15 protein-coding genes are annotated in these 14810 nt (G+C 62.7%); 10 read left to right on the top strand and 5 right to left on the bottom strand.

Annotated elements, in window-relative coordinates:
- Positions 1-5: 5 nt before the first annotated feature.
- The 3 genes from DSD28_RS14175 to DSD28_RS14165 all read right to left on the bottom strand — a co-directional run bounded on the left by DSD28_RS14175 (position 6) and on the right by DSD28_RS14165 (position 1999).
- Positions 6-971, bottom strand: a complete 966-nt coding sequence (locus tag DSD28_RS14175; protein ID WP_119257051.1) for an SDR family oxidoreductase — start codon at positions 969-971, stop codon at positions 6-8.
- A 10-nt stretch (positions 972-981) separates the two neighbouring features.
- Positions 982-1308: a hypothetical protein gene (locus DSD28_RS14170; RefSeq protein ID WP_119257182.1), complete on the bottom strand. Its 327-nt coding sequence runs from the start codon at positions 1306-1308 to the stop codon at positions 982-984.
- A 427-nt stretch (positions 1309-1735) separates the two neighbouring features.
- Entirely contained in the window at positions 1736-1999 is a 264-nt protein-coding gene (locus DSD28_RS14165; protein ID WP_119257050.1) for a hypothetical protein, read from the bottom strand.
- A 227-nt stretch (positions 2000-2226) separates the two neighbouring features.
- Here DSD28_RS14165 and greA point away from each other — a divergent pair, with 227 nt between their 5' ends.
- The 4 genes from greA to DSD28_RS14145 all read left to right on the top strand — a co-directional run bounded on the left by greA (position 2227) and on the right by DSD28_RS14145 (position 6369).
- Positions 2227-2703, top strand: a complete 477-nt coding sequence (greA, locus tag DSD28_RS14160) for a transcription elongation factor GreA (RefSeq protein WP_119257049.1) — start codon at positions 2227-2229, stop codon at positions 2701-2703.
- A 14-nt stretch (positions 2704-2717) separates the two neighbouring features.
- Positions 2718-3779 (top strand): glycosyltransferase family 10 domain-containing protein, encoded by a 1062-nt coding sequence (locus DSD28_RS14155; protein WP_245424834.1) that lies wholly within the window; start codon positions 2718-2720, stop codon positions 3777-3779.
- A 435-nt stretch (positions 3780-4214) separates the two neighbouring features.
- A complete protein-coding gene (locus DSD28_RS14150; protein WP_119257048.1) occupies positions 4215-5378 on the top strand; it encodes a glycosyltransferase family 4 protein in 1164 nt (387 codons plus the stop codon).
- A gap of 7 nt (positions 5379-5385) precedes the next feature.
- Entirely contained in the window at positions 5386-6369 is a 984-nt protein-coding gene (locus DSD28_RS14145) for a mitochondrial fission ELM1 family protein (protein ID WP_119257047.1), read from the top strand.
- Here DSD28_RS14145 and DSD28_RS14140 read toward each other — a convergent pair.
- Complete coding sequence (locus DSD28_RS14140) at positions 6341-6808, bottom strand: Lrp/AsnC family transcriptional regulator (protein WP_119257046.1); 468 nt, start codon at positions 6806-6808, stop codon at positions 6341-6343. The two genes, DSD28_RS14145 and DSD28_RS14140, sit on opposite strands and share 29 nt — an antisense overlap.
- A 248-nt stretch (positions 6809-7056) precedes the next feature.
- On the opposite strand from DSD28_RS14140, the gene trxB reads away from it, so the two are divergent.
- The 5 genes from trxB (at position 7057) to DSD28_RS14115 (ending at position 12271) form a co-directional block, all read left to right on the top strand.
- Positions 7057-8046, top strand: a complete 990-nt coding sequence (gene trxB, locus DSD28_RS14135) for a thioredoxin-disulfide reductase (protein WP_119257045.1) — start codon at positions 7057-7059, stop codon at positions 8044-8046.
- A 114-nt stretch (positions 8047-8160) separates the two neighbouring features.
- On the top strand, positions 8161-9057 hold the full coding sequence (locus DSD28_RS14130; protein ID WP_119257044.1) for a LysR family transcriptional regulator VtlR: 897 nt from the start codon (positions 8161-8163) through the stop codon (positions 9055-9057).
- A 503-nt stretch (positions 9058-9560) separates the two neighbouring features.
- Positions 9561-9866 carry an ArsR/SmtB family transcription factor gene (locus tag DSD28_RS14125; RefSeq protein ID WP_119257043.1) on the top strand — a complete coding sequence of 102 codons (306 nt, stop codon included), beginning with the start codon at positions 9561-9563 and terminating at the stop codon, positions 9864-9866.
- A 68-nt stretch (positions 9867-9934) separates the two neighbouring features.
- Entirely contained in the window at positions 9935-11056 is a 1122-nt protein-coding gene (locus tag DSD28_RS14120) for an alkene reductase (RefSeq protein ID WP_119257042.1), read from the top strand.
- A gap of 120 nt (positions 11057-11176) precedes the next feature.
- Positions 11177-12271 (top strand): calcium:proton antiporter, encoded by a 1095-nt coding sequence (locus tag DSD28_RS14115; protein ID WP_119257041.1) that lies wholly within the window; start codon positions 11177-11179, stop codon positions 12269-12271.
- Between the two features lie 67 nt (positions 12272-12338).
- On the opposite strand, the gene DSD28_RS14110 is transcribed toward DSD28_RS14115, so the two are convergent.
- The gene (locus tag DSD28_RS14110) at positions 12339-13541 is read right to left on the bottom strand and encodes a pyridoxal phosphate-dependent aminotransferase (RefSeq protein WP_119257040.1); all 1203 of its coding nucleotides are present in this window, start codon (positions 13539-13541) and stop codon (positions 12339-12341) included.
- Between the two features lie 323 nt (positions 13542-13864).
- Between DSD28_RS14110 and DSD28_RS14105 the strand changes: the two genes are divergently transcribed.
- Positions 13865-14773, top strand: a complete 909-nt coding sequence (locus DSD28_RS14105; RefSeq protein WP_162911399.1) for an EAL domain-containing protein — start codon at positions 13865-13867, stop codon at positions 14771-14773.
- The last annotated feature ends 37 nt before the right edge of the window (positions 14774-14810 follow it).

The raw sequence follows: 14810 nt of genomic DNA, 5'->3' as shown, positions 1-14810 counted from the left end.
CGTTTTCAATAGCCGCCGATGATCGGGAGCACTTCTCCCGTGATGTAGCTGGAGCATTGCGGCGAGGCGAGGAAGACATAGGCGGGTGCCAGCTCCTCCGGCTGGGCGGGCCGCTTCATCGGCGTCTGTGCGCCGAATTTCGCCACGTCCTCGGCCGCCTTGTCGGAGGGGTTCAGCGGCGTCCAGACCGGCCCCGGCGCCACGGCATTGACGCGGATGTCGCGCGGCACGAGCTGGCCGGCGAGCGAGCGCGTGAAGGCATGGATGCCGCCCTTGGTCATCGAATAGTCCAGGAGGTCCTTCGAACCCTCCAGCCCCGTGACCGAGCCTGTATTGACGATCGCCGACCCCGTCTTCATGTGCGGCACCGCGGCCTGCGCCATGAAGAAATAGCCGTAGAGATTGGTCTTCAGCGTCTCGTCGAAATGCTCTTCCGAAAGGTCGGCGATATCCTTCGTGTGCACCTGGAAGGCGGCATTGTTCACGAGGATATCGAGCCGCCCGAGGTCCCGCACCACGCATTTCACCGTCTGCACGCAGAACGCCTTGTCCTTGACGTCGCCGGCAAAAGCGATGCAGCGCCGGCCTTCCGCCTCCACGGCCGCGATCGTCTCCCGCGCATCCTTTCCTTCCGCAAGATGCACGATGGCGACATCCGCGCCCTCGCGCGCAAAGAGCACGGCGACCGCCCGGCCGATGCCGGAATCCCCGCCGGTGATGAGCGCCACCTTATCCTTCAGCTTTTCCGAGCCCTTGTAGAAGGGAGCGTCGTACATCGGCGGCGGATCGAGCGTGGCCTCCCTGCCGGGCTTCGGCTGGTGCTGCCCGGGAAAGGGCGGCGCGGGATAGGGCCGCGCACCAGCCTGCATGGCGCCCGGCTTTTCGCTCCTGCCCTTGCGGTCGGCCTTGGCCACCTCTTCCTGGATGTCGCGCTGCTTTTCTGCCGTGCGGGCGGACTGGCTCGGGCTCATCGCTCTCTCCTCAAAGTTCGCTGGGTCGGATATTGTCGACACGGACCTTCCCGGCCACGACCCCGCGCGGCCCTTCGACCGGATAGGCAGGATCCGTCTCGTCGATGACCGTGTAGAGCTTCTCGCTGCGGAAGGCGCTGGACGAGGTCGTGGAATTGCCGTCGCCCGGCAGCGCGTCGATCTCCAGATAATCGAGCTCCGCCTCGGCCGCGACGACCCGCGCATCGCCGCTGGAGCGGGCGCGCACCACCACCTCGCCCTGGTTCGGCGCAAGGTCCCAGTTCTGGTCGCCCGCCGCCGCGATGGGAACGAGGCGGAAGAGCTTCAATTGCTCCATATCGGAATAGTCGACGGCCGGCGCGCCGGTATCCCGCCGCGGCGCGGTCTCGTCGAAGCCCGCCGACCAGTCACGGGCCGGCTCCGTCATGCCGGGCGGCGTGCGATGCGCCGTGGCGTCGTCGCTCCCGGTGATGACCCGCGGCTTGGCGCTGGAAACGCCGTCATTGCTCGCGCCGGCCCGCGAGATCACGAACTGCGGCGCCGCATCCGCACGGACGGCCCTCCCCGCCTCGCTCTCCGCCGGAGCGGCGCTTTCCGCCGCGGACGGCGTGCGCGGTTCGGCGTGCATTGCCTCGACATCCGGGTGATTTACGCCCACCGCCTCCCGCCGTCCTTCGTCATGCATCGCCTGGTTGCCGGATACCTCGCCGGCAAGCTGCTTGAAATAGCCGGAAATCTTCTCGATCACACCCATCGTCCGTTCCTCATGATCTGGTTTCGAGGCGCGCCATCGCGGCCTTCAGGATCGCGCGGATTTCATCGTCGGCGATCTGCTGGGCGGCGAAGGTGGCATCCGGCTCGATGCCGGGATCCTCCTCGTGGTCGCGAACCGTTTCGCTGTCGCGGGCCATGGCGACGAGCGCGTCGCGCGCCTCGGGCATGGCGGCGATGGCCGAGATGAGTTCGACCAACAGGCGCCGGTGCGCATTGATCCTGCCTTCCAGATGAACCGTCCCGTCGATTGCCATGCACGCCTCCCGCGATAGAGCGCTAACGGCAGCACCGGGCGATTGTTCCGACCGCTGTGGGCAGCGCGGAAGCGGCGGCGAAAAAACTGGCTTTCGCGGGGCGCAATCTGCTATAAGGGCCGTTCAAACGCTTCCGACGGTTCCGGGGATTCTTCTCCGGAGACCGTTTTCTTTTGCGTCCGCATGGCTGGGAAGCCGGGCGGCGCGGTCTGAAGGACGGGAATAAAATGGTTGAAAAGGTACCGATGACTCAGGACGGTTTCGTCAAGCTGCAGGAAGAACTGCGCTGGCGTCAGCAGGAAGAGCGTCCGCGAATCATCGAGGCGATCGCCGAGGCGCGCGCCCATGGCGACCTGTCGGAAAACGCCGAGTACCACGCCGCCAAGGAAGCCCAGAGCCACAACGAAGGCCGCATCACGGAGCTGGAGGACTTCGTCGCGCGCGCCGAGGTCATCGACCTTTCCAAGATGTCCGGCTCCAAGATCAAGTTCGGCGCCAGGGTCAAGCTCGTCGACGAGGACACCGAAGAAGAGAAGGTCTACCAGATCGTCGGCGACCAGGAAGCCGACGTGAAGCAGGGCCGCATCTCGATCTCCTCCCCCATCGCCCGCGCCCTCATCGGCAAGGAAGTCGGCGACTCGATCGAAGTCAACGCCCCCGGCGGCTCCAAGGCCTACGAAATCCTCGCCGTCAGCTGGGGTTGATGGAGAGGCAGCCCATGTTTTCCGAAGAGGAAAATAATACCGGTAGCGGTAGAACCGCCACCGTGGTGAAGGTAATGGGCGGGCCACTTGCCCGCCAGCTACTTTCCGGTTTTTCCCAAAAGCACAACCTTTCCTTCACCTTCGATCCAGAGGCGCGGGATTATGATTGGCTCGTTGTCTATGAGAACTTTCCGCCGGTCGGCACCGAGCGCCGTTCGATGCGGGTGGAAAATCTCGCCTGTGCGCCGGAAAACACCATTCTCTTCACAACAGAGCCATCGGGCATCAAGATTTACAGCCGCACTTATACGCGCCAATTTGGTCATGTGGTGACGAGTCAGGAGCCTTTCGCACTACGCCACCCGGGTCGCATTTATAACCAGGCCGGCCTGTATTGGTTCTATGGCAATGGCAGCCGACAGAGAAGCGCCGACGAAATTGCCACTTATTTTCCGGAAAAAGTGAAAACCATTGGTACGGTCTGCTCTACCAAGCGGCAGGGCCATACGCTGCATCGCCTCCGTTACGATTTCACGCAAGCCATGGCGGCACGCATGCCGGATCTCGAGGTCTTTGGTCGCGGTCATCGCCCCATCGACGATAAAGCGGAAGCAATCGACCCCTACAAATACCACCTGGCGATCGAGAACCACCTCGCCCCGCATCATTTCACTGAGAAACTCGCCGACCCCTTTCTTGGTCTATCCTTGCCGTTCTATTTCGGCGCGCCGAACGCTGCAGACTATTTCCCGGCCGAAAGTTTTATAGCAATCGATATCCGCAAGCCGGATGAAGCCTATCGGATCATGCGTGAGGCGATCGATAACGGTGAATATGAAAAGCGCCTTCCCGCTATCCGCGAGGCGCGACGCCGTGTGCTCGAAGACCATAATCTTCTCACGCTCATCGCCAAGGTAGTGGAGAAGAATGGCACGAAACCAAAGGGCAATGGTGGTGCATTGCTAAAGAGCCAGCGTGCCGCTCGAAAGGGTCATCCGCTGCTTGCTGCTGGTACTTTCGCCTTTCGCGAGGCACTCCACCTGAAAAACCGTATCACCGGACTACTTTTGCGCTAGGAGAATCGATAGACCTAGCGAGCTGCCGTAAATATATATGAATTCTGACATGATCGGAACACGATAAATGCCGGAGGCGAACCTCACAATCGCCTTGTGATGAGGAAGAATTTCGATCAATCCTCCACCTTAACTCCAGCAAGATGGAATAAAATGCCGCAGAGGGAGACGATACTCAGGCTCGCAATATTCCGCAACGAAGCTTGACGACTAACGAATCTTGAGAGAATTACGGCGAGGCCGATGCCAACCAAAAGCGTATCCATCCTAGACGCTGTTTCGATATAAGCGCTTCGTGTGTCTCGATCACTTTCGCGTCGCTTTAAAACGCATCATGACGACCACTATCATTCTGATGCCTTCTCGGGCAAAAGCTGTAGGTCAGAGGCTCCATTCATCTCCTCTGTGGGTAACAATCCCAGCATTGGCAAGAGTATGCTCGCATCCACTTTCCCTTCGCAAGGGTCCGAAAATTTAAAAATCCTTCAGCTTCTCCCGGCTCTCGGGGATGGCGGCGTCGAGCGCAGCACGGTCGAGATGGCCCAGTATCTGAGTGCACGCGGAATTCCCAATCTCGTTGCCAGTCGCGGCGGGGCGCTGGTTTCCGCCGTTGAGGCGGTGGGAAGCCGGCATGTATCGATTCCCGTTGGCAGCAAGTCGCCATTCACGATAATTCGAGCCGCTCGGTCCGTCGCCCGCCTTATCGATGCCGAAGGGATCAATGTCGTGCACGCTCGGAGCCGGGCGCCCGCATGGGTCGGTCTCCTCGCTTGCAAACTTGCGAAGCGACAGGCCCGCTTCATTACCACTTTCCACGGCGTATATAGCCACGGCAACGTACTGAAGCGCTTATACAATAGCGCCATGTTGCGTACGCCGGTCGTGATTGCCAACTCGCAGTTCATCCGTAGACATATCGTCGATGTTTATGGCTATCCAGAAGAGCGGATCGTCGTCGCGCCGCGCGGCATTGATCCCACATTGTTCGAGCCTGCAACCATATCCGACGCTACCCGAAGCGCCGTTCGAGCCGAACTCGGTGTCATTGAAGGGGTACCGCTGGCCGTCATGGTAAGCCGTATTACCAACTGGAAGGGCCATTCCGTTTTCGTCGACGCCATGGCCCGCTGCAGCCGAAACGACCTGCATGCGGCCTTTGTCGGCGAAGGCAACCCGGACGAAATCGCCCGCGTAAAGCAACAGATCGAACGGCTTGGTCTCTCCGACAGGATTTTTTTCGCAGGCAGTCGCCGCGATGTTCCGGCCATTCTCGCCGCAGCCGACCTTGCCGTTTCCGCTTCCATCCGGCCGGAGGCTTTCGGCCGGGCAGCCATCGAGGCACAGGCAATGGAAACGCCGGTGATCGCAACCAACCATGGCGGCAGCAGAGAAACCGTTCTGCCGGGTGAAACGGGCTGGCTTGTACCTCCTGGTGATGTAGCGGCTCTCGCGGCCGCCCTTGAGGAAGCGTTTGCGGATCCGGGGCGCCTGGCTGTCATGGGAACGCACGGACGCGAACACGTACTGGCGACTTTCACCACGCAGCAAATGCTCGAAAGAGAGTTCTCCGCCTATGAAAAGCGCATGGCGGCGCCATGACGCCGAGATGACGAACGACACGTCTCCCATCGTCTGGGTGCTGACGGACGGCAAAGCCGGTGACGAACAGCCGATGATCGGCCTTGCCGAAGCGATGGAGGCGAAGACGATCCTGCGCCGCGTAGCGCCCCGCCGCGCCTTCACCTGGTTCATGCCGATAGGGCCGATTGACCCGAAGGACGCCCCGTCGAGACAGGGCTCGCCCCTCTCGCCTCCCTTCCCTGATATATGTCTCGCCACGGGGCGTCGTGCAGTTCCCTATCTCCGAAAGCTCAAGGCGGCTTCACCGGAAACCTTCTGCGTGCTTTTCAAAGATCCACGCACGTCGCGCCACGACGCCGATCTGCTCATCGTGCAGGAGCACGATACGCCGAGAGGCGACAATGTCCTGGTCACGACGACCGCCCCCAATCGACTGTCTGCCCAACGCCTCTCCGAAGCGCATGCTGCCTTTGCGGCGGCATTGATGCCCTTGCCGAAGCCGAGAGTCACAGTCCTCATCGGCGGGGACAGCCGGCATCACCGCTTCACCGGGGAGGATATTCAACGCCTGTTGCATGGCCTTCACGCAAAGCTCGACAGTGGATCGGCCTTGATGATCACGACATCGCGCCGGACACCGCCTTCGCTTGCCAAGGCGCTTGCCGACCTCGCCGAACGCCCGAATATACATATGTGGGACGGCAAGACCGAGAATCCATTTCTTGCATACCTGTCCTGGGCCGACGAGATCATCGTCACCGCCGATTCAACGAATATGGTGGGAGAGGCCGTGGCAATCGGCGTGCCTGTGCAGATATTCCATCCTTCAGGTGGGCATCCCAAGATCGACCGTTTTATCGCCGCCCTTTCGCGAAAGTTTCCTGTCGGCCGTTTCCCGGATATGCCCGTTATAGGCAATCATCCGCCGCTCAATGCCACAAAAGAACTGGCGCGTCAGATCATGACACGCTGGCAGGCGTTCAAAGTTCCACCAGCCCCACCTTCTTGACCTGCCGGATCGTCAGCATCGTCCGCACGGTGTCCACCTGCTGATTGGCGGTGAGCTCCTCGATGACAAAGTCCTGGAAGCGGGTGAGGTTTTCGGCGACGCAGTGGAGCAGGAAGTCGCTGTCGCCGGAGACCATCCAGGCCTGGCGGACCATCGGCCATTCGCCGGTCGCGGCGGCAAACGCCTTGAGGTTGGCTTCCGACTGGTGCTTGAGGCCGACCATGCAGAAGGCGACGAGGTCGTAGCCGAGCGCGGGGGCGTTCAGCATCGCCGTGTAGCCCTCGATGATGCCGGCCTCCTCCAGCTTGCGCACGCGGCGAAGGCAGGGCGGGGCGGAAATGCCGGCCCGGGCGGCCAGCTCCACATTGGTCATCCGGCCATCGGCCTGCAGTTCCTTCAGGATGCGGATGTCGATGGCGTCGAGTTCGGCACGAAACATGGGAGCTTTTGAAACCTTTCGGAATGGCGACCGGAAGTAACCCGAATCGTCGCATCGGCGCAACATTGTTACCCCAAGCGGCACAAATATGTCACGGGGCTTTGCTTGTCTGTTGGCAAACCGCCGCGAGCTCTTGAAACTCGGTCGACTCCCCTCATAAATGAGGATCGAACACAGACACGCTGGCTCTGCCATGCGCGAGACCGCGCGCAGGGCCGATTGGGGCGATGGCCCCGGAAGGAACGACCATGTCCGCCCGCCCTGCTTCCGCCCGTCACGTCAAGGTGCTGATCATCGGCTCCGGCCCCGCCGGCTACACCGCCGCCATCTACACCGCCCGCGCCATGCTGGAGCCGGTGCTGATCGCCGGCATGGAACAGGGCGGCCAGCTCATGATCACCACGGATGTGGAAAACTATCCGGGCTATGCCGATCCGGTGCAGGGTCCCTGGATGATGGAGCAGATGCTCAAGCAGGCGGAGCATGTCGGCGCCGAGATCGTCAACGACCTCGTCACCAATGTCGACCTCGACGTGCGTCCCTTCCGCATCTCCACCGACAGCGGAACCGAGTGGACCGCCGATGCGCTCATCATCGCCACCGGCGCCAAGGCCAAGTGGCTCGGCATCGACACCGAGCATAAGTTCATGGGCTTCGGCGTTTCGGCCTGCGCCACCTGCGACGGCTTCTTCTACCGCGGCAAGGACGTCATCGTGGTCGGCGGCGGCAATTCGGCCGTGGAGGAAGCGCTCTACCTCGCCAATCTCGCGAAAACCGTGACGGTCGTGCACCGCCGCGATTCGTTCCGCTCGGAAAAGATCCTGCAGGAGCGCCTGTTCGCCAAGGAAAACGTCAAGGTCGTCTGGGACCACGAGGTCGTCGAATATCTCGGCGCCGAGCCCAAGCCGCCGATGCCGGCCTCCGTCAACGGCGTGACGCTGCGCAACGTGAAGACCGGCGAGACGCGCGATGTGGAAACGGACGGTGTCTTCGTCGCCATCGGCCACGCGCCGGCAGTGGAACTCTTCAAGGGCAAGCTGCGCCAGAAGCCGAACGGCTACCTCTGGACCGCGCCCGATTCCACCGCGACGGACGTGCCGGGCGTTTTTGCCGCAGGCGACGTCACGGACGACATCTATCGCCAGGCGGTCACGGCCGCCGGCATGGGCTGCATGGCGGCCCTCGAAACCGAAAAATACCTTGCAGGTCATATGCCTGTCGCAATTGCGGCCGAGTAGAAGCCGCCAACAAAGGGCGGCGGATTCGCATCCGACCGCCCGCGTGGGAACAGTAGTATCAGCGACCGGGCGGGAGGCACGCGCTCCCCGCCGCACAGACATATGGGGGATAGAATGCCGCTCGATTGGGACAAGCTGCGGATTTTTCACGCCGCGGCCGAGGCCGGCTCGTTCACGCACGCCGCAGACAAGCTGCACCTTTCTCAATCGGCCATCAGCCGCCAGGTGAGTGCGCTGGAGCAGGATGTCGGCATCAAGCTCTTCCACCGCCATGCCCGCGGCCTGATCCTCACCGAGCAGGGCGAGATTCTCTATCGCGCCGCCCACGACGTGCTGATGAAGCTCGAAAGCGTGCGCGTGCAGCTGACGGAAAACACCGAGAAGCCGAGCGGCAAGCTGCGCATCACCACCACCGTCGGCCTCGGCCAGGGCTGGCTGACGGACAAGGTGCAGGAATTCCTCGCGCTTTATCCGGACATGCAGGTGCAGCTCATCCTCGACAACGAGGAGCTGGACGTGAACATGCGCCATGCCGACTGCGCCATCCGCCTGCGCGAGCCGCAGCAGTCGGATCTCATCCAGCGCCGGCTGTTCACGGTGCACATGCACCTCTACGCCGCCCCCTCCTACATCAACCGCTACGGCGAGCCGCAGTCGATCGACGATCTCGACAACCACAAGATCATCACCTTCGGCGAGCCTGCACCGAGCTACCTGCTCGACGTCAACTGGCTGGAGATCGCCGGGCGCGATTCCGACAATCCCCGCCCCTCCGTGCTGCAGATCAACAGCCAGACCTCGATCAAGCGCGCCTGCCTGCTCGGCATCGGCATCGCCATGCTGCCGGACTATATCGTCGGGCGCGATCCCGGGCTGATCCAGCTGCCGGTGAGCGCCGACATTCCCTCGTTCGACACCTATTTCTGCTATCCGAGCGAGATGAAGAACGCGGCGAAGCTCAAGGTTTTCCGCGACTTCATCGTCGCCAAGGCGCGCAACTGGAACTTCTGAGGACGGCTTTCGGCAAGGCCTGCGCCCCGCGCATGGCTGGCATGCACATTAACGGATTGATGCATGCCCAAAAAACCAGCATATGACGCGCAGCTGATGCACTTTGGTGGCTTTTTCCTCCCAGTGCCACCGCACCAGCTGTTCCCCTCTGGAGGTTTTATTACCTTCAAAACTATAAAGGGCCCAAGTTGATCTTGCGGCCCTCTTTTTTTGCCTTCCGTTCACCGGAAAGGAATTTCCACCCTTCCCGGAAAACTTGGCACGCGCTTCTCTTGAAGAATGCCGGCCCCTCCCCCATATCTAGAACAGCCGGCGCATCCGCGGTCTTTCTCCTCCCAGTACCGCGCGCTGGCTGTTCCCCTCTGGAGGTTCTTTAACCTTCAAACTTGCAGGGCCCAAGCTTCGCTTGTGGCCCTCTTTTTTTGCCGACGCCTCTTGTATCGCCGAACGGCGAACCCGATATCGAGATCAGACGATATAACCATCGCCGGATCACGATAGAGATGACCACGCCCGACACCGACGAAATCCTCAAGGCCCTCGCCCATCCCAAGCGGATGGAGATCCTCGCCTGGCTGAAGGAGCCACAGCAGCATTTCGCCGGCCAGGAGCACCCGCTGGAATTCGGCGTCTGCGCCGGCCAGATCGAAAAGCGCTGCGATCTTTCGCAGTCCACCGTTTCCGCCCATCTCGCCACCCTCCAGCGCGCCGGCCTCGTGACGACGCGCAAGGTCGGCCAGTGGGTGTTCTTCAAACGCGACGAAGAAAAGATCGCGGCCTTTCTCCACCACATCAACGGCGCCCTTTGAGCAGTCCGGCTTCCGCCGGCCCTTGCCGCAGACGACGTCACCTTTCCCAGCAGAAGAAGGATCCTTCCATGACCTCGCTCTTCGACCCCATCAGGATCGGCGATATCCAGCTCGCCAACCGCATCGTCATGGCGCCGCTGACGCGCAACCGTTCGCCGGGCGCCGTGCCGAACACGCTGAACGCGACCTATTACGAGCAGCGCGCCTCCGCCGGCCTCATCATCACCGAGGGCACGCCCATCACCCAGCAGGGCCAGGGCTATGCCGACGTGCCGGGCCTCTATACGCCCGAAGCGCTCGCCGGCTGGCGGCAGGTGACGGACGCCGTACACAAGGCCGGCGGCAAGATCGTCGTGCAGATGTGGCATGTCGGCCGCGTCTCGCATGAGAGCCTCCAGCCGAACGGCGGCAAGCCGGTGGCCCCCTCCGCCGTCATCGCCAGATCCAAGACCTATCTCATCAATGCCGACGGCAGCGGCGCCTTCGCCGAGACCTCCGAGCCCCGCGCCCTCGACCGCACCGAGCTTGCCGGCATCGTGGAGGATTACCGCCACGCGGCCCGCGCCGCGATCGACGCCGGCTTCGACGGTATCGAGATCCATGCCGCCAACGGCTATCTCATCGACCAGTTCCTGCGCTCCGGCAGCAACAAGCGCACGGACGACTACGGCGGCTCCATCGAGAACCGCGCCCGCTTCCTCTTCGAGGTCGTCGACGCGATCGTCGCCGAGATCGGCGCCGGCTGCACCGCCATCCGCATCTCGCCGGTGACGCCCGCCAACGACGCCTTCGACCCGGAACCGCAGCCGCTCTTCACCCATGTCGTCGAGGGCCTTGCGAAGCACGACCTCGCCTATATCCACATTATCGAAGGCGCGACCGGCGGTCCGCGCGATCACCAGCAGGGCGACAGGCCCTTCGACTACGAAGCCCTGCATACGGCCTACAAGGCGGCCGGCGGCAAGGCCGCCTGGATGGCCAACAACGGCTACAACCGGGAACTGGCCATCGACGCCGTTGAGGAAGGCCGGGCCGACCTCGTCGCCTTCGGCAAGCTCTTCATCGCCAACCCGGACCTCGTGGAGCGGCTGAAGAACGACACGGTGCTCAACCCGCCGGACAAGGACACGTTCTACGGCGGCGGCGCCAGGGGCTATACGGACTACCCGGCCCTTGAAAACGTCGCCTGATCAAGGCGTCGCCTAAAAGAACCATGCAGAAACGCCCGCGGTTTTCTCCCCGCGGGCGTTTCCTTTTTGCGGGTCTCGGCTACATCTACGCAAGATGCAACCACAGGGAGCCGCCTGCCCATGCTATCCAGCCTGCTGAAGGAACGCTTCCTGTTCGTCGGCCTTGCCGCCGCCATCCTCGCCTATGCGAGCGAACACAGCCTGCTGGAGATGGGCCGCCTGCCGGTGCTGGCGGCCGCCTTCGCCCTCGTCGTCGCGATCGTTCTCGTTTCCACCCGCATCGCCCACCACGCGGAAATCCTCGCCTCCAAGGTCGGCGATCCCTATGGCACGATGATTCTCACCCTGTCGGCGGTGCTGGTGGAGGTGGTGATCCTCGCCATCATGATGCAGGGCGAGACCTCGCCGACGCTGGTGCGCGACACGATCTATGCGGCGGTGATGCTGGACATCAACGGCATCCTCGGCCTTGCCGCCCTCCTCGGCGGCATCCGCCACGGCGAGCAGCCCTATAACGACGATTCGGGAAAGACCTACGGCGTGATGATCCTGACCGCCATGGGCATCTCCATGGTCGTGCCGGAATTCGTGCCGCGCGAAAGCTGGCACCTCTATTCCGCCTTCACCATCGGCGCGATGATCGCGCTTTATGCGCTCTTCCTGCGCATGCAGGTCGGCGCGCATTCCTATTTCTTCAGCTACGCCTATCCGCGCGCCGAGCGGAAGGAGGCCCACAAGAGCACGGAGCCGGAGGAAGACGAGCCGGCCGGCCTCTCCATCGCCGTCATCGTCATCGGCGTGGTGCTGATCGGCGCGCTCGCGGAAGTGATGTCGGTGCTGCTCGGCGCCGGGCTCAAGGGTTCCGGCGCGCCGCCGGCGCTGATGGCCGTGGTGGTCGCCGCGATCTCCGCCGCGCCGGAAATCCTGACGGCGCTGCGCGCCGCGCTCGCCAACCGCATGCAATCGGTCGTCAACATCGCCATGGGCGCCTCGCTCTCGACGGTCATCCTCACGGTGCCCGTCATGGAGGCCATCGCCCTCTATACCGGCCAGCCCTTCATCATGGCCATGTCGCCGACGCAGACCGTCATGGCGACGATCACGCTGATCGCCGCCGCCATCAACCTCAACGACGGCGAGACGAACGCCATCGAGGGGATGACGCATTTCATCCTCTTCGCCACCTTTGTCATGCTGACCTTGATCGGCCTTTGAGCGGCGCACCGCGCAACAAAAAAACCCGCCGTCTCCGGCGGGTTTCTCGTTCACGAAGTGAAATGCGTTACTTGCAAGCCGCGCAGAAGCGCTGGATGCGCTTGCAGGCCTCCTCGAGCTGGGCTTCCGAGGTCGCATAGGAGATGCGGAAGTTCGGGCCGAGGCCGAAGGCCGAGCCGTGCACGACGGCGACGCCTTCCGCTTCCAGCAGTTCCGAAACGAAGTCCTCGTCCGTCTCGATGACCTTGCCCGACGGCGCGGTCTTGCCGATCAGGCCCTTGCAGGACGGATAGACGTAGAAGGCGCCTTCCGGCGAAGGGCATTCGATGCCGGTCGCCTGGTTGAGCATGGACACGACGAGATCGCGGCGACCTTCGAAGATCTTCTTGTTTTCCGGAATGAAGTCCTGCGTGCCGTTCAGCGCCTCGACGGCCGCCCACTGGGCGATCGAGCAGGCGCCCGACGTCTGCTGGCCCTGGATCATGTCCATGGCCTTGATGAGGGCGAGCGGGCCGGCCGCATAGCCGATACGCCAGCCGGTCATCGCATAGGCCTTGGAAACGCCGTTCATGGTCAGCGTGCGGTCGTAGAGGCCGGGCTCGACCTCGACCGGGGTGGCGAACTTGAAGTCGCCATAGGTCAGGTGCTCGTACATGTCGTCGGTCAGCACCCAGACATGCGGATGGCGCATCAGAACGTCCGTCAGCGCCTTCAGCTCGTCATGGCTGTAGGCCGCGCCCGAGGGGTTGGACGGCGAGTTGAAGATGAACCACTTGGTCTTCGGCGTGATAGCCTTTTCAAGGTCTTCCGCCTTCAGCTTGAACTTGTTTTCCTGCGTGGTCGCAACGAAGACCGGCGTGCCGCCGCACAGCGAGACCATTTCCGGGTAGGAGACCCAGTAAGGTGTCGGGATAACGACTTCATCGCCCGGATTCATCGTCGCCATGAAGGCGTTGAAAAGAATCTGCTTTCCGCCCGTGCCGACGATGGTCTGCGCGGCGGTGTAGTCGAGGTTGTTCTCGCGCTTGAACTTCTTGACGATGGCTTCGCGCAGTTCCGGAATGCCGGCAACCGGCGTGTACTTCGTCTCGCCGCGGTTGATCGCCTCGATGGCGGCCTGCTTGATGTTGTCCGGCGTGTCGAAGTCCGGCTCGCCCGCGCCGAGCCCGATGACATCGCGGCCCTTCGCTTTCAGCTCGCGCGCTTTCTGGGAAACGGCGATGGTGGCGGAAGGCTTCACACGGGAAAGAGCGTCGGCAAGAAAGGCCATGATGGAGATGTCCTCATCGGGTTCAAAGACGGCTTGAGGCCATGGACCCGGAGCGCGGGCTCCATAGCGGTTAGGTCTATGTCGAATGTGGGCCGGTCTTGCAAGCGCGAAGGGCGAAAAAAGCGGGAAATGCGGGCGGCACCGCAAAATTTCATGGGCGCCATCAGCGATGCGAATGGATCGCCGCGCCGTCATGCAATCGTCACACCAGAAAGTTGAGACAACGGGAAACACCAGAAATTTTTACGCGAAAGATTAATCCGGCATTAACGGCTCGGCCCTATTATTTCATCATCACATCGTTCCAGCGGATGGTGCGCTGCATGAGCGAAAGAAGCATCTTCTCCAATCTCGTCCGCCAGCCGGACGGCGCCTTCAGCGCGATCTATGGTCCCTACCTGCTGCAATCCGCCCTCCAGCCGATCTTCTGCGAGCATCAGGACGGACACCTGCAGATCGCCGCCTTCAAGGGCCTGATCCGCGCCAGCATCAAGGGCGAGCCCATCGCCCCGACGGATTTCTTCCGAACGGTGCCGGAAGAGGAGTGCGCGGCGGTGGATGGCCTTTGCCGCAGCCTGCACATCCTCAGTACGGGCGCGCTCGGCCGGCAGGGCGTCGCGCTCCTGGTCAATTTCCAGACCGGATTCTACGGCGCGTCCCAGGCAATGCGCCAGGAGGTCGAGCGGCTGCGACTCTCGGCCCATCAGGCCGGCATGGCGCCGGATGCCATCGCCTGCGAAATCCACGAGCACCCGCTGGACGATTCCGACGAGCTAGCGGAGTTTGCCGCACGCCTGCATGAAAGCGGCTTTTCCATCGCCATCGACGACTACGCCGGCGAGGATCGCGACCTTGACCGCCTCGAACGCCTGCGCCCGCAATTCGTGACCTTCGACACGGCATGGCTGCACGGCTTTGCGGAAAACTCCGCGGGCCTCGCGCTGCTGCGCATCGTCGTCGGCCAGCTCGCCCAGAAGGGCATCCGCGCCATCGTCGCCGGCATAGAGGAGCCGGACATGATCGCGCTCTGCCGCGAGATGGGCGGGCCGCTGATGCAGGGCTATCTGCTGGCCCGGCCGGAGATCGCCCCGACGAGCTTCAACGCGACCTTTCCCGAGACGGGGGAAGCGCCTTCGCGGATGCCTGCGCAAGCCCCCTCGGCAGGCACCCACGCCCCGGCGGAAACCCGCCTTCAACGCTCTCAGCGCCAGTTCGGCAGGAGGGGTGTCTAGAACGGTGCGAAGCGGCCGTCTATTCGGCGGAACATGC

The organism is Shinella zoogloeoides (genome assembly GCF_003574625.1).
Lineage (GTDB): Bacteria > Pseudomonadota > Alphaproteobacteria > Rhizobiales > Rhizobiaceae > Shinella > Shinella zoogloeoides_A.
Note: the sequence above shows the minus strand (reverse complement) of the source record. Positions and strands in the feature narration are given on the sequence as shown.